Source organism: Allobosea sp. GW821-FHT09G06, from assembly GCF_059416005.1.
The window spans coordinates 276,010-296,992 of sequence record NZ_JBWKOI010000002.1 but is presented as its reverse complement, the minus strand read 5'-3'; the positions used below and the strand labels follow the sequence as shown (position 1 = coordinate 296,992).

The 20,983-nt window shown below is 66.9% G+C and carries 22 protein-coding genes; 11 read left to right on the top strand and 11 right to left on the bottom strand.

The features are described 5' to 3' along the window. Positions 1-117 precede the first annotated feature (117 nt). Together AC07NY_RS11565 and AC07NY_RS11560 are read left to right on the top strand one after the other, a co-directional pair. On the top strand, positions 118-1,494 hold the full coding sequence (locus AC07NY_RS11565; protein WP_492287635.1) for an aspartate aminotransferase family protein: 1,377 nt from the start codon (positions 118-120) through the stop codon (positions 1,492-1,494). Positions 1,495-1,549: 55 nt separating this feature from the next. Then, positions 1,550-1,915, top strand: coding sequence for a hypothetical protein (locus AC07NY_RS11560; RefSeq protein WP_494583958.1), 366 nt, complete (start codon positions 1,550-1,552; stop codon positions 1,913-1,915). A 319-nt stretch (positions 1,916-2,234) separates the two neighbouring features. On the opposite strand, the gene AC07NY_RS11555 is transcribed toward AC07NY_RS11560, so the two are convergent. Continuing rightward, positions 2,235-2,831, bottom strand: a complete 597-nt coding sequence (locus tag AC07NY_RS11555) for a L,D-transpeptidase (RefSeq protein ID WP_492287633.1) — start codon at positions 2,829-2,831, stop codon at positions 2,235-2,237. Between the two features lie 222 nt (positions 2,832-3,053). On the opposite strand from AC07NY_RS11555, the gene AC07NY_RS11550 reads away from it, so the two are divergent. After that, positions 3,054-3,983, top strand: coding sequence for a histone deacetylase family protein (locus tag AC07NY_RS11550; RefSeq protein WP_494583957.1), 930 nt, complete (start codon positions 3,054-3,056; stop codon positions 3,981-3,983). Positions 3,984-4,001: 18 nt separating this feature from the next. On the opposite strand, the gene ribB is transcribed toward AC07NY_RS11550, so the two are convergent. The 6 genes from ribB to AC07NY_RS11520 all read right to left on the bottom strand — a co-directional run bounded on the left by ribB (position 4,002) and on the right by AC07NY_RS11520 (position 12,289). After that, complete coding sequence (ribB, locus tag AC07NY_RS11545) at positions 4,002-5,282, bottom strand: 3,4-dihydroxy-2-butanone-4-phosphate synthase (protein ID WP_492287631.1); 1,281 nt, start codon at positions 5,280-5,282, stop codon at positions 4,002-4,004. Between the two features lie 199 nt (positions 5,283-5,481). Continuing rightward, the gene (gene aroC / locus AC07NY_RS11540) at positions 5,482-6,600 is read right to left on the bottom strand and encodes a chorismate synthase (RefSeq protein ID WP_494583956.1); all 1,119 of its coding nucleotides are present in this window, start codon (positions 6,598-6,600) and stop codon (positions 5,482-5,484) included. Between the two features lie 31 nt (positions 6,601-6,631). After that, positions 6,632-7,078 carry a type II toxin-antitoxin system VapC family toxin gene (locus AC07NY_RS11535; RefSeq protein ID WP_494583955.1) on the bottom strand — a complete coding sequence of 149 codons (447 nt, stop codon included), beginning with the start codon at positions 7,076-7,078 and terminating at the stop codon, positions 6,632-6,634. Then, entirely contained in the window at positions 7,078-7,320 is a 243-nt protein-coding gene (locus AC07NY_RS11530; RefSeq protein ID WP_494583954.1) for a type II toxin-antitoxin system Phd/YefM family antitoxin, read from the bottom strand. Before AC07NY_RS11530 ends, AC07NY_RS11535 begins: the two co-directional genes overlap by 1 nt. A 102-nt stretch (positions 7,321-7,422) precedes the next feature. Continuing rightward, positions 7,423-11,442, bottom strand: a complete 4,020-nt coding sequence (locus AC07NY_RS11525) for a Pls/PosA family non-ribosomal peptide synthetase (protein ID WP_494583953.1) — start codon at positions 11,440-11,442, stop codon at positions 7,423-7,425. Positions 11,443-11,692: 250 nt separating this feature from the next. Continuing rightward, entirely contained in the window at positions 11,693-12,289 is a 597-nt protein-coding gene (locus tag AC07NY_RS11520) for a histidine phosphatase family protein (RefSeq protein ID WP_494583952.1), read from the bottom strand. Between the two features lie 140 nt (positions 12,290-12,429). Between AC07NY_RS11520 and folP the strand changes: the two genes are divergently transcribed. Genes folP through folK form a run of 3 tightly spaced genes read left to right on the top strand, consistent with a single transcriptional unit; the run spans position 12,430 to position 14,148 of the window. Continuing rightward, positions 12,430-13,272 carry a dihydropteroate synthase gene (gene folP, locus AC07NY_RS11515; protein WP_494583951.1) on the top strand — a complete coding sequence of 281 codons (843 nt, stop codon included), beginning with the start codon at positions 12,430-12,432 and terminating at the stop codon, positions 13,270-13,272. Next, complete coding sequence (gene folB / locus AC07NY_RS11510; RefSeq protein ID WP_492287626.1) at positions 13,269-13,643, top strand: dihydroneopterin aldolase; 375 nt, start codon at positions 13,269-13,271, stop codon at positions 13,641-13,643. The genes folP and folB overlap by 4 nt, the downstream gene beginning before the upstream one ends. Continuing rightward, a complete protein-coding gene (gene folK, locus AC07NY_RS11505; protein WP_494583950.1) occupies positions 13,633-14,148 on the top strand; it encodes a 2-amino-4-hydroxy-6-hydroxymethyldihydropteridine diphosphokinase in 516 nt (171 codons plus the stop codon). Before folB ends, folK begins: the two co-directional genes overlap by 11 nt. A 58-nt stretch (positions 14,149-14,206) precedes the next feature. On the opposite strand, the gene fabI is transcribed toward folK, so the two are convergent. The 3 genes from fabI to AC07NY_RS11490 all read right to left on the bottom strand — a co-directional run bounded on the left by fabI (position 14,207) and on the right by AC07NY_RS11490 (position 16,758). Then, on the bottom strand, positions 14,207-15,046 hold the full coding sequence (gene fabI / locus AC07NY_RS11500) for an enoyl-ACP reductase FabI (protein WP_306224018.1): 840 nt from the start codon (positions 15,044-15,046) through the stop codon (positions 14,207-14,209). Positions 15,047-15,202: 156 nt separating this feature from the next. Beyond that, positions 15,203-16,138, bottom strand: coding sequence for a DnaJ C-terminal domain-containing protein (locus AC07NY_RS11495; RefSeq protein WP_494583949.1), 936 nt, complete (start codon positions 16,136-16,138; stop codon positions 15,203-15,205). A 149-nt stretch (positions 16,139-16,287) separates the two neighbouring features. Further along, positions 16,288-16,758 (bottom strand): RT0821/Lpp0805 family surface protein, encoded by a 471-nt coding sequence (locus AC07NY_RS11490; RefSeq protein WP_494583948.1) that lies wholly within the window; start codon positions 16,756-16,758, stop codon positions 16,288-16,290. A 124-nt stretch (positions 16,759-16,882) separates the two neighbouring features. Between AC07NY_RS11490 and pdxH the strand changes: the two genes are divergently transcribed. The 5 genes from pdxH to AC07NY_RS11465 all read left to right on the top strand — a co-directional run bounded on the left by pdxH (position 16,883) and on the right by AC07NY_RS11465 (position 19,758). Then, entirely contained in the window at positions 16,883-17,497 is a 615-nt protein-coding gene (pdxH, locus tag AC07NY_RS11485) for a pyridoxamine 5'-phosphate oxidase (RefSeq protein ID WP_494583947.1), read from the top strand. A 67-nt stretch (positions 17,498-17,564) separates the two neighbouring features. After that, the gene (locus AC07NY_RS11480) at positions 17,565-18,287 is read left to right on the top strand and encodes an SDR family NAD(P)-dependent oxidoreductase (protein WP_492287646.1); all 723 of its coding nucleotides are present in this window, start codon (positions 17,565-17,567) and stop codon (positions 18,285-18,287) included. Between the two features lie 94 nt (positions 18,288-18,381). Further along, positions 18,382-18,864 carry an NUDIX hydrolase gene (locus AC07NY_RS11475; protein ID WP_494583946.1) on the top strand — a complete coding sequence of 161 codons (483 nt, stop codon included), beginning with the start codon at positions 18,382-18,384 and terminating at the stop codon, positions 18,862-18,864. After that, complete coding sequence (locus AC07NY_RS11470; RefSeq protein ID WP_494583945.1) at positions 18,861-19,307, top strand: TIGR02301 family protein; 447 nt, start codon at positions 18,861-18,863, stop codon at positions 19,305-19,307. Before AC07NY_RS11475 ends, AC07NY_RS11470 begins: the two co-directional genes overlap by 4 nt. A 181-nt stretch (positions 19,308-19,488) precedes the next feature. Beyond that, on the top strand, positions 19,489-19,758 hold the full coding sequence (locus tag AC07NY_RS11465; protein WP_348521636.1) for a hypothetical protein: 270 nt from the start codon (positions 19,489-19,491) through the stop codon (positions 19,756-19,758). Between the two features lie 9 nt (positions 19,759-19,767). On the opposite strand, the gene AC07NY_RS11460 is transcribed toward AC07NY_RS11465, so the two are convergent. Next, positions 19,768-20,781: a Gfo/Idh/MocA family protein gene (locus AC07NY_RS11460; protein ID WP_494584670.1), complete on the bottom strand. Its 1,014-nt coding sequence runs from the start codon at positions 20,779-20,781 to the stop codon at positions 19,768-19,770. Positions 20,782-20,983 lie beyond the last annotated feature (202 nt).

Here is a 20,983-nt window from a genome sequence, read left to right as displayed (position 1 = left end):
TTTCCGTTTCGCTCGCCCTGCGGCAGAGTCTACCGTCCCCTGCACCAAAATCGCTCAACATTTGCGGTCACTTCAGCTTACACTGGCAAGAATATTAAACAGAACCGGGAGCCCATCATGCTGTCGAATGTCGCCGTCAGGGATATCGAGACCCTCGTCCATCCCTATACCAACCTCGCCACGCATCGGCAGACGGGCCCGCTGATCCTGGAGAGCGGCAAGGGCATCTATGTCTACGATTCCGCCGGCAAGGAATATATCGAGGGCATGGCCGGGCTCTGGTGCACCTCGCTCGGCTACTCGAACCAGGAACTGGTCGAGACCGCCTATGAGCAGATGAAGAAGCTGCCCTTCACCCATATCTTCGGCGGGCGCAGCCATGACCCGGCGATCGAGCTGGCCGAGAAGCTGAAGGAGATCGCTCCGGTTCCGATCTCCAAGGTGTTCTATGGCGCCTCCGGCTCCGACGCCAACGACACCCAGGTCAAGATCGTCTGGTATCTCAACAACGCGCTCGGCCGGCCGCAGAAAAAGAAGATCATCTCGCGGCTGAAGGGCTATCACGGCGTCACCGTCGCCTCGGCCTCGCTGACCGGCCTGCCGAACAACCATATCGATTTCGACCTGCCGCTGCCGGGCATCCTGCACACCTCCTGCCCGCACCATTACCGCTTCGCCGAGCCCGGCGAGAGCGAGCAGGACTTCTCGTCGCGGCTGGCCGCCGAGCTGGAAGAGATGATCCTGCGCGAGGGGCCGGACACGGTCGCCGCCTTCATCGCCGAACCCGTCATGGGCGCCGGCGGCGCGATCATCCCGCCGGAGGGCTATTTCGAGAAGATCAACGCCGTGCTCGGCAAGTACGACATCCTGTTCATCTCGGACGAGGTCATCACCGGCTTCGGCCGCACGGGCAAGATGTTCGGCACCGAGACCTACGGGCTCAACGCCGACTCGATCTCGCTCGCCAAGCAGATCACCTCGGCCTATTTCCCGCTCAGCGCCGTGATGATGAACGACAAGATCTATGACGTGCTCGTCGACCAGAGCCGCAAGATCGGCACCTTCGGCCACGGCAACACCTATGCCGGCCATCCGGTCGGCTGCGCCGTCGCAGTCAAGACGCTGGAAATCTACCAGCGCGACAAGATCGTCGAGCATGTCGAGAAGGTCTCGCCGACCTTCCTGCGCCGCCTGAACAAGCTGGGCGACCACCCGCTCGTCGGCGAGGCCAAGGGCGTCGGCCTGATCGGCGGCGCCGAGCTGGTCAAGGACAAGCAGACCAAGGCCTCGTTCGAGGGCAAGAAGGGCGTCGGCGCCAAGGCCGTGGCCTATGCGCTGGAAGAGGGCTTCATCACCCGCGCCATGGGCGACCGCCTCGCCTTCTGCCCGCCGCTCGTGATCAACGAGGCCGAGATCGAGGAAATGTTCAACCGTTGCGAGCGCGCCCTCGACAAGACGCTGAACTGGGCCAAGGCCGAAGGCCTGCTGACCTGATCACTCCAAGATCGTAGAAAGACCGAAGGCCGGGCGGCAGCGCCCGGCCTTTTTCGTGTTCAGCAATATGGCGAAATCGGAGATCGCCGCCCGAAAACGCCACGAACAGATCACAGAGGCGCCCCGGCGCCGTCCCGATCAGGCATCAGAGATGGAGGGGTCGGCAGGCGCGAGCCGCCGGCACGAGGTCCATCAGCTTGAGTCAGGAGCCATGCTTCAACGCGACGCCCAGTCCACGACACCGGTCCGCAAGGGTTTCCACGACGCCACGGCGCGGGCGACCTATGCGACCCTCTTCCGCCCGATCGCGATTCAGGCGGTCGCCGCGGGAACCCGACAGATGTCGCCTGCGTTGAAGCAGCACGGCGAAGCGCGCAGGGCCGATCTGCCAGGCGTTCTCCGCCACGGTTTCATCGACTGAAACCTCCCCTTCGAGACCCAATGACTTGGCCGGTGCGGAGCTTGCTCCCACCGGCCTTTTTCTTGGGTTGATACCCCAAGCTCATCCCAGCGCGCGCCACGCTGTCATTCCGGGGCATGCCGCAGGCTTGAACCCGGAACCCACGACTGGGTGCGGCGCTTCGCTTGACTGATCGGGCAGAGGCTCGCCCGGTCGTGGGTTCCGGGTTCTTCGCTACGCGAAGCCCCGGAATGACAAAGGTGGCTCACCCAAAAGCATGCCCAAACGAAAACGGGCGGCCCGGAGGCCGCCCGCTTAATTCTCAGGATCGTCCGACCGATCAGACGACGATGACCTTCGCGCCCGCGGGCACGCGGTTGAACAGGTCGATCACGTCGATATTGCGCATCCGGATGCAGCCCGACGAGGCCGAGCGGCCGATCGTCTCGGGCTCATTGGTGCCGTGGATGCGATAGAGCGTGTCCTGGCCGTTCTGGTAGAGATAGAGCGCGCGCGCACCGAGCGGGTTGTCCGGGCCGCCATTCATGCCGCCGGCGACCGGCTTCAGATGCGGCCAGCGCTTGATCATCTCGGCCGGCGGCGTCCAGCGCGGCCATTCCGCCTTGCGCTGCACGACGGCCTCGCCGGTCCAGCCATAGGCTTCCTCGCCGGTGGCGACGCCATAGCGGATCGCCTTCTTGTTCGGCAGGACGAGGTAGAGGAACTTTTCCTTGGTATCGATGTAGATCGTGCCCGGCGGCTGCCCGGTCGGATCGGCGATCTCGTAGGGGAGATAGGGCAGGTAAGTGTCGAACTTGGGGACGAGCGCGATATATTCAGCATCACGGGCTGACAGCTCCGGAGCGGCCACGCTCTTATACTGGCAGGCGCCCAGCAGGGCGGACAGCGCCAGCGCGACGAAAACGGTCTTCTTCATAGCCTCCACCCAGCCGACCCGAAGGCAGCCTTTATGATGAATCGAACGTTAACGCTTCGTATCGCCAGGGCGCTTCCCCAAAAGCGGCGGCTCGGCGAAGCACTAGGCCTCAAACGGCCATGGTGCAATCCGGTTCCGTTTCCGGGGCTCAGAAGGCCGTTTGGCGTGGCAAAGCGGCCACGCATGGCGTTTCAGGCTGATTTGATGCAGGGGTAACCGGCTTTGACGACCCTGCTCTTCACCCACCCGGCCAGCCTCGCGCATGCGATGCCGGCGGGCCATCCCGAATGCGCCGACAGGATCAAGGCGGTCGAGCAGGCGCTCGAGGCTGAGCGATTCGCGGCCCTGATTCGGCTGGAAGCGCCGCTCGGCACGCTCGACCAGGTCGCGCTCTGTCATCCCGAATCCTATGCGCAGGCGCTGATCGCCTCCACCCCTGCGACGGGCTTCGTCCAGGTCGATGCGGACACGCTGATGTCGCCCGGCACGATCGAGGCGGCACTGCGCGGTGTCGGTGGCGCGGTCGCAGCCGTTAACGAGGTGATGGCCGGCAAGGCGCGCAATGCCTTCGTCGCGATGCGCCCGCCCGGCCATCATGCCGAGCGCGAGCGCGCGATGGGCTTCTGCTTCTTCAACCATGCCGCGATCGCGGCACGCCACGCGCAGAAGGCGCATGGCGCCGAGCGCGTCGCCGTGATCGACTGGGACGTGCATCACGGCAATGGCACGCAGGACATCTTCTGGGACGATGCCTCGGCGCTCTACGCCTCAGTCCACGAGATGCCGCTCTATCCCGGCACCGGCTCGGCCATGGAGCGCGGCACGCAGGGCACGATCGTCAATGCCCCCTTGCGGGCTGGCGACGGCTCCGACGAATTCCGCGACGCCTTCGAGACGGCGATCCTGCCGCGTCTCGATGCCTTCCGTCCCGATCTCGTGGTGATCTCGGCCGGGTTCGACGCGCATTGGCGCGACCCGCTCGCCAGCCTCAACCTGCGCGAGGCGGATTTCACCTGGGCGACCCAGAAGCTGATGGCAGCGGCCGACCGCCATGCCGGCGGCCGGATCGTCTCGGTGCTGGAGGGCGGCTACGATCTCGACGCGCTGGCGAAATCGACCGCCGCCCATGTCTCGGCGCTGATGGAGGGCTGAGCGCCGGAAGCGCCGCGCCTACTCCAGCGGCGCCGTCCCGGCGATCTCGATGCCGAAGCCGGAGAGGCCGACGAAGGAGCGCGGCGAGGAGGCGAGGTTCACGATCGAGCGGACGCCGAGATCGCGCAGGATCTGAGCGCCAAGGCCGACCTCGCGCCATTGCTGGCTGCGCAGCGTGTCGGAATTCTCATCCTCGACGCTCTTGACCGGCACGCCGGCGCTGCCGTCGCGCAGATAGATCAGCACGCCCTTGCCTTCCTGCTGGAAGCGCCGCAGCGCGCACTGGACCGAGCTTCCACCGCCGAGCACGTCGGCGACGACATCGGCGCGATGCAGACGGGCCGGCACCTTCTCGCCGTCACCGAGCTTGCCCATCACGAAGGCGAAGTGCTGGGTGTTGTCGAAGGGCGTGACATAGACGTGGCCGGTCACGTCGCCGAACTCGGTCTTGACCGGGAAGGAATGCACCCGCTCGACCAGCTTCTCGCGCGACTGGCGATAGGCGATCAGGTCCGCGACGGTGATCTGCTTCAAACCGTGCTTCTCGGCGAAGGCGGTGATCTGCGCGCCCTTCATCACCGTGCCGTCGTCATTGGCGAGTTCGCAGATGACACCGACCTGCGGGAGGTCGGCGAGCTTGCACAGGTCGACCGCGGCTTCGGTATGGCCGGAGCGCATCAGCACGCCGCCATCCTTGGCGATGAGCGGGAAGACATGGCCGGGGCGGACGAAATCGGCCGCGCCCATATTGCCGTTGGCGAGCGCACGCACGGTGTTGGTGCGCTGCTCGGCCGAGATGCCGGTGGTCAGCCCGTGCTTGACGTCGACCGTGATGGTGAAGGCGGTGCCGAGCGGGGCATCGTTCGAGGAGACCATCGGATCGAGGCGCAGGCGCCGCGCCTCGCTCGCGGTCAGCGGCGCGCAGACGATGCCGCAGGTGTTGCGGATGATGAAGGCCATCTTCTCCGGCGTGCAGAGCGAGGCGGCGACGATGAGGTCGCCTTCGTTCTCGCGATCGTCGTCATCGGTGACGATGACGATCTCGCCGCGGGCGAAGGCTTCGATGGTCTCGGCGACATTGTTGGACATGGCAGCCTCGCGTGGCCCGGACAGGCCGAGGAAATCATTGGGGGTGACGGCGCCGCCGGTAGCGGCGGTGATGCGCTCGGCGCTTTCGCGAGAGATCCAGGCGGCGGGGTCGTTGCAGAGCGCGGTCACGCTGGCCGGCGACAGGCCGACCTGCTTTGCGAAGGCGCTGCGCGCGATCTTGTTCTGCCGGAGCCAGACGTCGAGCTTCATGACGCGAAGCTAATACGGCGCCGCTTCATTCGCAATGAATGGTCGATGCATTTTCAGTATTGCTGAAATGCATAATTCTAGCACCGTCATGCTCGGGCTTGCCCCGAGCATCTCATGACGAGGAGGCTCCTTACCAGAGCCTCTCCGGCCAGAGATTCTCGGGTCTGCGCTGCGCTTCGCCCGAGAATGACGCCTTACGTCACTCCTGGAACGGCCAGCGCGGCTCGACGACGCCGACCTGCGCGCGATGGCGCAGATACTGGTCGGCCAGCACGCAAGCGACCATCGCCTCGCCGACCGGCACGGCACGGATACCGACGCAAGGGTCGTGACGGCCCTTGGTGAACATCTCCGCCTCGCCGCCAGTGCGGGTCACGGTCGCGCGCGTCGCCAGGATCGAGGAGGTCGGCTTCACGGCGAAGCGGGCAACGATCGGCTGACCGGTCGAGATGCCGCCGAGGATGCCGCCGGCATGGTTGGAGAGGAACAGCGGCTTGCCGTCATTGCCGGCGCGCATCTCGTCGGCATTCTCCTCGCCGGAGAGCGCGGCCGCACCGAAGCCCTCGCCGATCTCGACGCCCTTGACCGCATTGATGCTCATCAGCGCGGCGGCGATCTCGGAATCGAGCTTGGCGTAGATCGGCGCGCCCAGCCCCGCCGGCACGCCCTCGGCGACGATCTCCAATACGGCGCCGATCGAAGAGCCGGACTTCCTGACACCGTCGAGATAGCCCTCGAAGAAAGCGGCTGCCTTGGCGTCGGGGCAGAAGAACGGGTTGCGGCCGATCTCGTCCCAATCCCAGTTGGCGCGGTCGATCTTGTGCGGCCCCATCTGCACGAGCGCGCCGCGCACGATCATGCCCGGCACGACCTTGCGGGCGATGGCGCCGGCGGCGACGCGCATAGCCGTCTCGCGCGCCGAGGAGCGCCCGCCGCCGCGATAGTCGCGGATGCCATATTTGACGTCATAGGTGTAGTCGGCGTGGCCGGGCCGGTACTTGTCCTTGATGTCGGAATAGTCCTTCGAGCGCTGGTCGACATTGTCGATCAGCAGCCCGATCGAAGTGCCGGTCGTGACCTGCGCGCCATCGCTCTCGCGGGCGAAGACGCCGGAAACGATGCGGACCTCGTCCGGCTCCTGACGCTGCGTGGTGAAGCGCGACTGGCCCGGCCGGCGCCGGTCGAGATCGCCCTGGATATCGGCCGCGGTCAGCGGCAGCAGCGGCGGGCACCCATCGACGACGCAGCCGATGGCGGGCCCATGGCTCTCGCCGAAGGTGGTGACGCGGAAGAGATGGCCGAAACTGTTATGCGACATGGAGACCTGACTGGGCTGAAGCGCTGGCTTCTTACTCGGTTTCCGGCAGCAACGGCAGCCCCTGAAACGGATCGTGGGCCGAAACTCCCAACGGAACGAAATGGCGCAGGTTTCTCGTCAGGACGATCAGGCCGTGTACCTCTGCCGTTGCCGCTATGGCGATGTCTTCGAAGCCTGGCTGATGGGCGCGCGCGCCGTCGAGCATCCGCCCAGCAGAATGGGCACAGTGCAAATCGAAGGGCAGCACTCTGGGCCCATAAAAATGCTCGACGGCCTGCCACCACTCACGAAGCGCGCGCATCTTGGTCATGGCACCCTCGCGCTCGGCCTTCTCTATTCCCGCCATCACCTCGGTCGCGGTGATCACCGACAGGAACAGGTAAGGGCTCGCCCGATCAAGCCAAGCCGCCAACTCCCCTGCCGCGGCCCGCTTCGAGTGAGCCAGCGCCGAGATCACATTGGTGTCGAGCAGGAACATCAGAGATCGACGGGCCGGCCGGGCTTTCCGCCGCGTTCGGGAATATCCTCCGCCTCGCCGGGGAAGGCCGCCAGCAAACGCCCGAGACTCGGAACGCGCGCGAGCCGCTCATAGTCCTCGAAGGACAGGATGACCGCGTCCTTGCGGCCATGACGAGTAATGACGGACGGTGTCCCGCGGACTGCCTGATCGACCACCGCCGACAAGGTCGCCTTCGCGTCCTTGAGCTGAATCTCTCGCATCGCCGCCTCCGATATGACTACTCTGGTCATTTAAGAGCGACGAGCGCCGAAAGCAATGATTCGACCGGAACGCTTGAGAGATTTCGCCTGCTTCCACCCACTTCAATGAGCCGGCCCCTTCGCCGGTGCCGCCGGGGCGCCCTCCCAGCGCGTATGCGCCGGCAGGTTCTCGCCCTTCATGATGACGGTGAGCAGGCCGATCTGGGCGTAGTCGCCGACATGGGTGTCGTAGAGCACGGTCGCGCCCGCGCCGACGCAGACGCCCTTGCCGAGGCGCACCCGGCCGACCTTCATGACCCGGTCCTCGTAGAGATGGGTCTGCAGCGCCGAGTGGGCGTTTACCGTGCAGTAGTCGCCGACCTTGATGCAGTCGAACTCGGTGATATCGGTCGAGTCGAGCCAGACGCCCTTGCCGTATTTCGCGCCGAACAGCGTCAGGAACCAGGGCAGGAACGGCGTGCCGCGCAGATAGTCGAACAGCACCTTGCCGCCGAGGCCCCAGTACATCACCGCCACCGCCTCGGTGCGCATCGCCCACCACGACCACATCGGCTTCATCACGGGCTTGTAGACGCCCATCATCAGCCATTTGACGGCGGCGCAGATCAGTGCCTGCACCACGGCGATCGCGACCGCGACGCCCATGAAGGACAGGACAAGGCCGAGCCAATCGCCCTCGTTGATCTTCTGCTGCAGCACCATGTCGACCGCGATCGTGCCGAAGGTGATGAACAGCATCGCAGGGAAGGAAGTGTGCAGCGCCTCGAACAGGCCGCGCCCGAACTGCTTGGCGAAGGAGGGCTTGTAGGTCCAATCGGCACCGAGATCGACCTTCTGCCGCGTCGGCAGGCGGATCGGCGGCGAGCCGAACCAGGTATCGCCGGCCTGCATGCGGTCATTGGCCGGGGGTTTCGACTTGATGCCGATCAGCACGCGATCGGGGATGACGGCGCCGGGCGGCACCACCGCATCGTTGCCGACGAAGACCTGATCGCCGGTGCGCGTCGCGTCGAGGCGCATATAGCCGCGGCGCATATCCTCGTCGCCGAAGACGACCTCGTCGGCGATGAAGTTGCCGGCGCCGATGCCGGTCAGGTCATAGCGGCCGGAGAGATTGGTCGAGATCTCCGCGCCCTTGCCGATACTGGCGCCCATCAGCCGGTACCAGGCGCGCATATAGATTGTGGCGAAGAGCGAGGAGAGCGTCTCCAGCGTCACTTCGGTCGCCAGCGCCACCGTCCATTTGCGGGCGTAGAAGCTGGAATGGATCGACCAGGAGCCGGAGGTCACGCGCGGCAGGATCGCCCAGCGCAGGCCCGCCATCAGAAGCACGGTGAAGGCGATCAGGCCGATCGCCGTCGGCCAGGTCAGGATCGGCAGGAACCAGAGATAGCTGATCTCGGTCCAGCCGGCGATCCAGTAGTCGATCTTGTCGAACAGCCAGAAGGCCGGGAAGATCGGCAGCAGGCTGACCGGCGGCAGCACGACCAGCATCAGGATGTAGAAGGCCGTCAGCAGCGCGCGCCGGCCGGGCGAAGCCTCGGCCTGCGGCGGCAGGGCCGCGACATCGACCATGCCGATCTTGCGAGCAGGCGTGCCGTCCCAGATCTCGGCCTCGCCGACATGGGCGCCGGGCGCGATCGCGGTGAGGTCGCCGATCTCGGCATGGTCGCCGATCACCGCGCCATGGCCGAGCACGACCGAGGCGCCGGCCGAGACATCCTTGCCGATGGTGATCCGGCCGATGATCAGCTTGTCGCCGATCGCCTCGCCATTGGCGAAGGTGGTCTTGGAGCCGAAGCTCGTGCCATCGCCGATCTCGATCAGATCGATGGCACCGGCTTCGTAGTCGGAAATGATGACGTCGCGCCCGACCTTGGCGCCGAGCAGGCGCCAGTAGAAGCGCATCACCGGCGTGCCCTGCAGCCACTTGATATGGACGAGCCCGGCGACGCGGGCGGCGAACCACCAGCGGAAATAATAGACGCCCCAGAGCGGATAGACGCCCGGCTTCGTCCGGCCGAGCACCAGCCATTTCAGCGCGATGGCGATGAGGCCGGTGACGACGATGATCGCGACATAGACGCCGAGCAGCGCGGCGATCTGGCCGAGGAGCGGCAGGTCCTCGCCCGAGAGGATCATGTAGGTGACGAAGACGCCGAGCCATTGCGCCGTCGCAAGGCCGATGATGACCGGGAGCGCCGCGGCCTGGGCCAGACCGCAAAGGAAGCGCCGCAGGAAGGGGGGCGGCGTGAAGGAGAGATCCTCGGCCACGGCGACGCCGCGCTCGTCGAGCAGCACAGCCATCGCCCGGAGCGTGCGGGCGGCATAGACATCCTGCAGCGTGATACCGGCATAGGCCGGCGTCTCGCGTACGATCGAGATGAAGCGGGCCGCGAGCAGCGAATGCCCGCCGAGATCGATGAAGAAATCCGCCTCCAGCGGCAGGCTCGCCGTGCCGAGCACCCGCTTGGCCGCCTCCAGCAGCGCGGCTTCCGTCGCGTTGCGCGGCGGCTCCTGCTCGCCATCGGCGCTCGGCGCCGTCAATGGCGCCGCCTTCAGCATCTTGCGGTCGACCTTGCCGGAGACCATGCGCGGCAAGGAGCCGGCCGCCTCGAAATGCGCCGGCACCATATAAGGCGGCAGCTTCTCGCGCAGCGCCGCGCGCAGAACCGGCCCATCGACCGCGACGCCGGGCTCGGGCACGACGAAGGCGACGAGGCGTTCGATACCGTCATCGGTGCGCAGCACGACCGCCGCCTGCGCGACGCCCGGCTCATCGGCAAGCTTGGACTCGATCTCGCCAAGCTCGACGCGGAAGCCGCGGATCTTGATCTGGTCGTCGATGCGGCCGTGGAAGACGATGTTGCCGTCGGCATCGAGGCTGACGGCATCGCCCGAGCGGTAGAGGATCGGATCGCCCTCGCCTGCGACGCCCGTGAAGGGGTTGGCGATGAACTTCTCGGCCGTCAGCTCGGGGCGGCCGTGATAGCCCTTGGCGACACCAGGGCCACCGATCAGCAACTCGCCCTGCTCGCCCGGATGGACGAGGCGCATGTCCTCGCTGACGATGTAGGCCGTGTAGTTCGGGATCGGCTTGCCGATGGTCACGGTCTCGCCGGGCACGACCTCGGCAGCCGTCGCAACGACCGTGGCCTCGGTCGGCCCATAGGTATTGAGGATGCGCCGGCCAGGCTTCGACCATTTCTGCACGATCGCCGGCGGCAGCGCCTCGCCGCCGAGCAGGATCAGCTTCAGCGAGGGCACGTCGGCCGGCAGGATGCCGAGCAGCGTCGGCACGGTGTCGATGATGGTGACCCCGGCCTCGTTCAGAATCGCCGGCAGCTTCTCGGCATCGCCCATCATCTCGGGCGAGGCGACGAAGAGGGTCGCGCCGACGAGATAGGGCGTCCAGATCTCCTCCATCGACAGGTCGAAGGCGACGGAAGCGCCCTGGAAGGCGACATCGTCCGGCCCAAAGCCGTAGAGCGCGTTTCCGGAGCGCAGGAAATGGCAGATGTTGTGGTGGCTGATGACGATCGCCTTGGGCGTGCCCGTCGAGCCCGAGGTATAGATCAGATAGGCGGGATGATCGGCGGTGAGCCCGGCCGGACGCGCCGGCGGCTCGGTCCCGTCAGCGCCCGCGGCAAGGCCCTCGGGCGTCCAGACGGCGCGCTCCGTCGCCTCGGCCCGGCCGGCCCAGCCGGCGCAGGTCACGATGCCCTTGGCCTGGGCATCGTCGAGGCAGGTCGCGATGCGCTCGACCGGCGCTTCGGCATCGAAGGGAATCCAGGCCGCGCCCGCGCGGGTGATCGCGATCTGCGCGACGAGGAGGTCGATGCCGCGCGGCATCCACAGCCCAACCATGTCGCCGGGCCCGATGCCGGCAAGCTGGAGGCCGCGGGCCTGACGCCCGGCCTCGGCCCAGACCTCGGCATAGCTCAGGCGGCGCTCGCGGTCGGTGAGAGCGGGATGATCGGGGCGAAGCGCGGCAGTGGCCGCAAAAATCTCGGCCAGCACCTCGTCCCGAATCAAATCGGGACGCTTCTCGCCGGCCAGCATGGCGAGGGGGTTGGCGGCAGCCGCGTCAGACGCCGCCGACAGCTTCGTCATATCGTTCATCGCGCCCCGTTGCGCTGAAAGGCCCGCCGCTGACACCGCGGCAGACCCTGCCTGCAGCTCTGCGATGCCCTATCACGCACCTCGTGAAGAAAACCGGAATCGTCGCTCCCGCCTCGCGACATCCGCGTGAGCCCCCCGGCCGGGCAGGCCGCCGCATCACAACGCCTCGCTAGCATATTCTCCCTGCAAAATCACGCCTGAACCGGCCATGAATGCCGCCGGCGCCGCCGTGATCCCGCCGCGTGCAAACTCAGATCCAGTCCGCCTTGTTCCCGTTGACGACGAGCAGCTTGCCCTGCCAGATCTCGACCATCGAGGCCTCGCGCGGCGCCACCGCCCCGACCAGCGCCAGCACGGCGCGCGCGACGCCGCCATGGCTGACGATCACCGTCTCACGCTGGAGTTCTGCCAGAACCGGGCGGATCCGCTCGGCCAGCATGCGATAGCTCTCGCCGCCCGGCGGCACGAAACCCCATTTGTCGCGCTCGCGCAGATGCGCCTGCTCGCGCTCGGCCTTGCGGATGTCCCGCCAGGTGAAGCCTTCCCACGCGCCGAAGGTCAATTCGCGCAGGCGATCGTCGACACGGTACTCGCCGGCCGGCAAGGCGAGCTCACGCCGGAGGATGTCCATGGTCTCGCGCGCCCGCTGCATCGGCGAGCCGATATAATCGAGATCTGCGTAAGCCGGCTCCAGCGCCTTCAGGCGGCCTGCGGCCTCGGCGGCTTGACGGCGGCCGAGATCGTTCAGCGGAATATCCTGCCCGCCCTGCAGCCGGCCCTCCCGATTCCAATCGGTCTCGCCATGGCGGACGAGGATGAGGCGGTGAGGAAGCGATAGCGGAACCATGTCCCGCTTCTGCACGCCGGCACCAGCAGGGTCAAAGCTCTTCCCGGGGCTTTCTGGCGATGGCGACAATCGGCCGCTTTCTGTGGCCGAAATTACACGGCGTGTGTATAGCGCCCTTGCCTCGTCACTAGCGGAACAGCATGCCCCCTGCCCTCACCCTGCCCGACGGCCGCAGCCTCGCACTTCCCGCGACGCCGCTCGTCATGGGCATCGTCAACATGACGCCCGATTCGTTCTCGGATGGCGGGCTGCTGGCAACCGCGGAAGCGGCCGTCGCCCATGGCGCGCGCCTCGCGACCGAGGGCGCCGCCATCGTCGATATCGGCGGCGAATCGACCAGGCCCGGCCATGCGACTGTCGATGCCGCGACCGAGATGGCGCGCGTGCTGCCGGTGATCACCGGGCTGAAGGCCAAGGTCGAGACGCCGATCTCGATCGACAGCTACAAGGCCGATGTCGCGGAAGCGGCGCTCGCAACCGGCGCCTCGATCGTCAACGATGTCTGGGGCGCCCAACGCGATCCCCGCATCGCCGCGGTCGCGGCGCAAGCCGGCGCGCCGATCATCCTGATGCATAACCGCGAGAGCATCGACGCCTCGCTCGACATCTTCGACGAGGTGCTGCGCTTCCTGGAACGTTCCATCGCGATCGCGACACAAGCCGGCGTGCCGCGAAGCCAGATCGTCGTCGATCCCGGCATCGGCTTTGGCAAGACAGTGCGCCAGAATCTCGACCTGATCCGCCATCTCGACCGGCTCGCCGTGCTCGGCTGCCCGGTCCTGCTCGGCGCCTCCCGGAAATCGACGCTCGGGCGCATCACTGGCCGCGAGGTCCCGGCCGAGCGGCTCGCCGCCAGCATCGCCGCGCATCTCTATGGCGCGAGCCGCGGCGCCGCCATCATCCGCGCCCATGACGTCGCCCCGCATATCGACGCGCTCAAGACCTGGGCCGCCATCGAAGACAGCATGAAAGCAGACCTGTGAGCGAAACCGGCCGCATCCTGATCGAGAAACTCGATATCTACGCCTATCATGGCTTCTTCTCGGAAGAGGAGCGGCTCGGCCAGCGCTTCGTGCTCGACCTCGTGCTCGATGCCGACCTGCGCGCCGCGGCCGCCAGCGACCGGCTCACTGATACCGTCGATTACGGCCGGGCCGTCGCGATCGTGGCCGAGGCTTTCACGGCCCGCCGCTATCATCTGCTGGAAGGCGCGGCGCGCGCCGTGGCGCTGGCGCTTTTCGACGCCTTCCCGACCGTCGCGGGCGTCGAGGTCACCTTGCGCAAGCCGGCCCCGCCGATCCCGGCGACGCTCGGCTCGGTCGGCATCCAGTTGAGGTTCCAGCGTGAAGGTTGAAGCCGCACTCGCCTTCGGCGGCAATATCGGCGACCCCGTCGCGGCCTTCGCCGCGGCGCTGAAGGGGCTGCGCGAGCATTCCAGCGTGACGCTCGGCCGGTTGTCCTCGATCTATCGCACGCCGCCCTGGGGCAAGACCGACCAGCCGGAATTCCTCAACATGGCGGCGCTGGTCGAGACCTCGCTGCAACCGGCGGACCTGCTCGCCTTCTGCCTGGAGCTGGAGCGCGCCGGCGGCCGCGAGCGTCGCGAGCGCTGGGGACCGCGCACGCTCGATATCGACATCCTGACCTATGGCGATGCGATCATCGACCAGGCGCGGTTGCAGATCCCGCATCCGCGCATCCCCGAACGCGCCTTCGTACTGACACCGCTGGCCGAGATTCTGCCGCAACGTCGGATCGGCGGGCGCAGCGTGACCGAGTTGCTCGCCGCCGCCACAGACGAAACGATCCGCCGCGACGATGCAGCGACGGATCGGTTGAAGGCACTGCTGGAAGTTTAGCTCACCACTTCGACATCGGGTCGATCAGGCGCATCGCCGGTCGATCCGATGAGCGGTGTCACTCGCCCTTGTCGAGGGAGATGTCCGGCGCGGTCGGCACCTTCATGCCGACGACATGGTAGCCGGCATCGACATGCATGATCTCGCCGGTGATGCCGCGCGACATGTCGGAGACGAGGAAGACCGCGGTCTCGCCGACCTCCTCGATGGTGACCGTGCGGCGCAGCGGCGAGTTGTACTCGTTCCAGCGCAGGATGTAGCGGAAATCGCCGATACCCGAGGCAGCCAGCGTCTTGATCGGGCCGGCCGAGATCGCGTTGACGCGGATCTTCGAGGGGCCGAGATCGGCGGCGAGATATTGCACGCTCGATTCCAGCGCGGCCTTGGCGACGCCCATGACGTTATAGTGCGGCATCCACTTCTCGGCGCCGTAATAGGTCAGGGTCAGCATGGCGCCGCCATCCGGCATCAGCTTCTCGGCGCGCTGGGTGATCGCGGTAAAGGAATAGCAGGAGATCAGCAGCGACTTGGTGAAGTTCGCCTCGCTCGTCTCGACATAGCGGCCGGTCAACTCGTCCTTGTCGGAGAAGGCGATGCAATGGACGACGAAGTCGAGCTTGCCCCAGAGCTTCTCGACCTCGGCGAAGACCGCGTCGATCGTGGCGCCGTCGGTGACGTCGCAATGGCCGACGACATGGCCACCGAGTTCCTTGGCGAGCGGCTCGACGCGCTTCTTCAGCGCATCGCCCTGATAGGTGAAGGCGAGTTCCGCACCCGCGTCCGCCGCCGCCTTGGCAATGCCCCAGGCGATGGAGCGGTTGTTCGCGACGCCCATCACGAGCCCGCGCTTGCCCTTGAGGAGATTGGCGGTCGGCGAAACGGCGTTGGAATCAGGCATGGGAGACCCGCAGATGAATGACGAGCAGGTCTCTTAGAACAGTCGCAGGGAAACGGGAACCGCTTTTGATGCCCGCCTCCACGGCTGAATCATGCATAAGGCCGCGATCTGCGGCCCGCGCACCTCGTTTTCAGCCATGCTGGCGCCGGAGCCGACTCAGTTCGCCTCGTCCCGCGCCTTCATCAGCGCCGTCAGCTCGGCGTCGCTTGCCGGCATCTCGATATCGATGGCGACGAACAGGTCGCCGACAGCGCCCTTCTCGCCCTTGAGGCCCTTGCCGCGCAGGCGGAACTGCCGGGCCGTGCCGGTCAGCGGCGGGATGTTCATCTCGACCGCGCCGGTCAGGGTCGGCACATGCAGCGGCCCGCCGAGCACGGCCTTGGCGAGCGGCACCGCGACGCGCGTGCGCAGGTCGTTGCCATCGACGACGAAGCGGGAATCCGGCTTCACCTTGATGGTCATCATCACGTCGCCGGCCTCGCCCGAGAACGGATCGGTCTGGCCGAGCCCGCGCAGGCGCATCACCTTGCCGTCGCTTACCCCCTCGGGGATCGTGATCTCGACCTCGCGCCCGCCCGGCAGCTTGACCCGGCGGGTGCCGCCGGTCGTGGCCTGCGCCAGCGTGACCTCGAGCGTGAAGCTCTGCTCCGGCGGCTTCTGCGGCTCGGGCTTGCCACGGGCGCGCCGGGAGCCCTCGCCGAAGAGCGAGGAGAAGATGTCGGAGGCATCGAAGCCGGCATCACCCGCTCCGCCGCCCGGACCGGCGCGACCGCCAAAGGGATTGCCGCCGCCCTGGCCGAAATTGAACTCGAAGCCACCGCTGCGCCCGCCGCGGCCGGCACCCATGCCCTCGAAGCCCTGGAAGCGCGGCTTGCCCTCGGCATCGATCTCGCCGCGGTCGAACTGCTTGCGCTTGGCCTCGTCGCCCAGGATCTCATAGGCCGTGTTGAGTTCGGAGAACTTGTCCTGCGCCTTGGGGTCGTCCCGATTGCGGTCCGGGTGCAGCTCCTTGGCGCGGCGGCGGAAAGCCTTCTTGAGTTCCGCATCGCTCGCGCTGCGGGCGACGCCCAGAACCTGATAGGGATCGCGCATTCAAACCTCTTTCACACAAAGTCGAACGGCCGGCGCCAAAGCCGCCAGCCGCCCGCTTCAGCTCATGTGGGTACGGTGTGGCGCGTACGCAACACTTACTCGGGGCCGTTTTGCACCCGGCACGGCAACGACGCAAGCGGCGTGAAAAGCTAGCTCAGGTCCTTCCAGGGGCCCATGTCCTTGACGGCCCATTCGCCGCCTGAGGGGCGGCAGGCCGTGCCCTGCAGCTTGACCGGCCGGGCCTGCGTCTGGACGCTGGCGATGAAGGCGCGGCAGATCTCATCGGAGCGCAGGAACGGGCCGCCGACCGGGATGAAAGAGCCCTTGATGCCGCTCTGAGGATTGTCCCAGGAAACGGCGGCGCCATTGCCCTGTGGATCGAGCGCCACGCCCATCGCTCCATCGGCGCGGCGCATGTCTTCCGGCCCAAGTTCCGTTGCCAGGCTGGCGAGCGGGCCGGCGCGATCGCCGCCGCGCGCCGGCAGGACCGACGAGGTCGTCATCGCCGAGGTCGCAGCGACCTCATCCTCGCTCTTGCTCGACAGGCCGAGGATCGGAAAGGACACCGAGCAGCCGGCGCTGAGCAGCCCCAGCAGCATCGCGGCAGCCAGCGGGCGCATGGGGGCTGCGCAACGGTTAAGGCTTGGGAACGCCCCCGCCCCTGCCCTATATAAGCCAACCGCCCGAACTCGGATCACTTCTGCGCTCGCCCGACGCCCACTTCAACTACCCGAGGATTAGAACGTGCAACCGTTAACGAGCGGTGACTTCACCGAGGAAAACGAGCCTTTCGCCTTGTTCCAGAAGTGGTTGGACGAAGCCACGAAGTCCGAGCCGAACGACCCGACCGGCATGGCGCTCTCGACCGTCGATGCCGAGGGCATGCCGAACAGCCGCATGGTGCTGCTCAAGGGCCATGGGCCTGATGGTTTCGTGTTCTACACCAATACCGAAAGCCAGAAGGGGCAGGAGCTGCTCGGCCAGCCAAAGGCCGCCGCGCTGTTCCACTGGAAGAGCCTGCGGCGGCAGATCCGCATCCGCGGCAATGTCGCGCTCGTCACCGACGCCGAATCGGACGCCTATTACCAGTCCCGCCCACGCGACAGCCGCATCGGTGCCTGGGCCTCGCAGCAGTCGCGACCGCTGGAGAGCCGTTTCGCGCTGGAGAAGGCGGTGGCGAGCTACACGCTGAAATTCGGCATCGGCGAGATTCCGCGTCCGCCCTACTGGCGCGGGTTTCGCATCACCCCGACCTATATCGAGTTCTGGCGCGACGGCGCCTTCCGTCTGCATGACCGCATCATCTTCCGCCGCGACGCGACCGACGCGCCCTGGACGAAGACGCGCTTCTACCCCTGAGGATCTCAGCCACATGGCGATGCCCAAGTTCGATTTTCCGAAGACCGAACCGGGCAAGCGCCCGGTCATGCTGCTGACCGGGGCGAGCCGCGGCATCGGCCATGCCACGGTGATGCAGTTCGCCATGGCGGGCTGGCGCATCCTGTCCTGCTCGCGCCAGGCCTTCTCCGACAAATGCCCGTGGCCGTCCGGCGCCGACGATCATATCCAGATCGATCTCGGCGACCCCGAGGACACGATGCGCGGCATCGCCGAGATCAAGAAGCGGCTGGCCGTCGAGGGCGGCAAGCTCAACGCGCTGGTCAACAATGCCGGCATCTCGCCGAAAGGGCCGAAGGGCGAGCGGCTCGGCGCCGCCACCACCTCCTTCAACGACTGGCACAAGGTCTTCCAGGTCAATTTCTTCGCGCCGATCATGCTGGCGCGCGGCCTGCTCGACGAGCTGACGGTCGCCAAGGGCGCGATCGTCAACGTCTCCTCGATCGCGGGCTCGCGCGTCCACCCCTTCGCCGGGGCGGCCTATGCGACGTCGAAGGCTGCGCTCGCCAGCCTGACCCGCGAGATGGCCGCCGATTTCGGCCCGTTCGGTGTCCGCGTCAACGCGATCTCGCCCGGCGAGATCGACACCTCGATCCTGTCGCCCGGCACCGAGAAGATCGTCGCGACCCTGCCGATGCAGCGCCTCGGCAAGCCCGACGAGGTCGCCAAGGCGATCTATTTCCTGTGCACGGACGCCTCGAGCTACGTCACCGGCTCGGAGCTGCACATCAATGGCGGGCAGCACGTTTGATGCGTGAGCATTTTCAAGCGAAGTGGATACTGGTTCGCGTGAAGAACCGAAGGTCCGCGCTAGCGAATATGCGACCCAACAAAAAAACAGCTCCATGAGCGAGGATGGCGGTCAGGTCATCCGCTTCCCCACGCCCGGCCGGGCGGCGGCACGGCCGGTGCTCGCGGCCTCCATCGCCGTCTTCCGCGACGGCAAGGTGCTGCTGGCGACGCGAACGAAGCCGCCGGCCGACCAGCTCTGGTCGCTGCCGGGCGGCAAGGTCGAGGCCGGCGAGACGCTTGAGGAAGCAGCCTTGCGCGAGCTGGAGGAAGAGGTCGGCGTCGCCGCCCGCATCCTCGGCTTCAACCGCCATGTCGAGATCTTCGGCCGCGACGCCAAAGGCGCCGTGACGCATCATTTCGTCGTCGCATCCTTCATCGGCGAATGGCTCTCCGGCGAACCGCGCACGGGGCCCGAGGCCGGCGCGGTGATGTGGGCCGATCCGCTGAAGCTCGGCGGGCTTGCGACGACACGCGAGCTCGGTGACGTCCTGCGCCGGGCCCATCAGCTCTTCACGACCGGCGCCTCAGCATCATGAGAACCGGGCCTCGCCATCAGGCGCTTCTGGCCGCCCTGCTCCTGCTGCCGATCGCGGTGGAAGCACAGCAGCGGCCCCAGCAGCCTGCCGCGAAGCCCCCCGTGACCAAGCCCGCCGAGCAACCGCCGGCTGAACCAGCCGCCCCGCCCTATGAGCCCCAGCTCCTGCAATTGTCCGAGATCATAGGATCGCTCGCCTATCTCAGGACGCTCTGCGGCGGCCGCGAGGCGCAGGACTGGCGCGCGCGGATGGCGGCCTTGATCGAGGCCGAGGGCCGGACGCCGCAGCGCCGCGACCGGTTAACCGCAGCCTTCAATCGCGGCTTCAAGGCCTATTCCCTGACGCATCGCTCCTGTACCGAGGCCAGCCAGGAGGCTTCCTCCCGGCTGGCGGCCGAGGGCGAGGTGCTGTCGCGGGCGCTCGCCGGGCGCTATGGCGGCTAGGCAACAGCTGTTGCCGGAAGGCTTCTTCCACCGGATTTTCCCGGTCGCGTTAACCTTTCTTAAACGCCGTGGTAGCGTGCCGCTCTGGCACGGCTTATGTCTTGAGCATCGCCCAACCGTCGCGATCCGGGGCATATCCGCCGCGATTCGCGTCAGACAGAAGGCTCAGAGTCCCGTTTCGATGCCGATCCAGCCAGACGACACGATGCTCGACCCGAATCTTGCCGAGGACCACGGCGACGTCCGCCGCGTGGCCTATGGCTATGTCGAGGACGCCTTCAACGAGGCGCAGCAGGACGGGCTCGATCCCGACGCCATGGCCCATGCCGCGCTGTTCGCGGCCCTGCGCACGCTGGTCGAGACCTATGGCGAGGACGCCACCGCGACCTTCGCAGAGACGCTGGCCGACAAGGTCCGCTGCGGCGCCTTCACCTGCGGCACGCGCCACTGAACAAGTCGATCAGGGCGCTGCCGCCGGGTGTGCCCGAACCATTTCGATGATCCGCAGCACGGCCGCGCTGTCGCCGAGCGGCATCTCCGTGCAGGCGCTCCTCCCCGCACGAATCGCCGACATCGCCGCCTCCGCCTGGAACTGAAGGCCGTTGCCGGCAAAGGCGAAGTTTTCGCTGACCCGGCCGGACTGAGGCAGGCGGTCGAGCAGGCGCGTCACCCCGCCCGCTCGGCGTTCGTAAGCTGCAAGCGCGCGGCCGGCATCGGCATACCAGCTCAACCGCTGGGCCTTCAGGAACGGCGCCTCGAAGACAAATCCGCCGCTCTCACCTTCGACGAGCAGACGGTTCGTTCCGGTCCGATCGAAGCCGCAGGAGAGCTCGGCCACAGCCGCGGGATAATCCAACCGGAAGGAGCTGCGCCGGTCGACGCCGGTTCCGGCGGCAAGCCAGCTCCCGCTCACGGCCTGCGGCTCACCCAGCAGATGCAGGACGAGCGACAGCGGATAAACGCCGAGATCGAAAGCCGCGCCGCCACCGAGAGCCGGATCGAAGAAGCGGCTGCCGGCCTCTTCGGGATGGAGATAGGAGAGATCGGCGCGGATGCGCCGGACCTTGCCGATGCGGCCAGCCGCAACCTCATCGCGCGCCCGGCGGACAGCCGGCAGGAAGCGGCTCCACAAAGCCTCCATCGCGAAGATGCCGCGCTCGCCGGCCGCTTGCGCGATCGCTTCCACATCGGCGCTGGCGAGCGCGATCGGCTTCTCGATCAAGACCGGTTTGCCGGCCGCTATGGCCTTCAGCGCCTGCGCGGCATGGAGATGGTTGGGCGTCGCGATATAGACCGCCTCGAGCGCGGGATCGGCGAGGAAGGCAGCCTCGTCGTCATAGGCTTTCGCCTCGCCGAAGCGGGCGGCGAACGCCTGCGCTTTCTCAAGGGAGCGAGACTGCACGGCGGCGATGCGCGCCTGCGGCAGCAGGCCGAGATCGGCGGCGAAGAGCCCGGCAATCGTGCCGGTGCCCATGATCCCCCAGCCGAATGGCTTGCCCTGCGCCAAGCGCCCCTCCCTCGCGATCAGCCGGGGATAGCGGAGGGGCGTTAAAGCCGCGTGTGCGCGACGTCGTTTGCCTCGTCCGCGGTCCGCAAAAACACGCCGTCATCCCGGGCTTGTCCCGGGATCCATCGAACGGCGCTGCGCTCTACGATGGATCCCGGAGCTCCGCTGC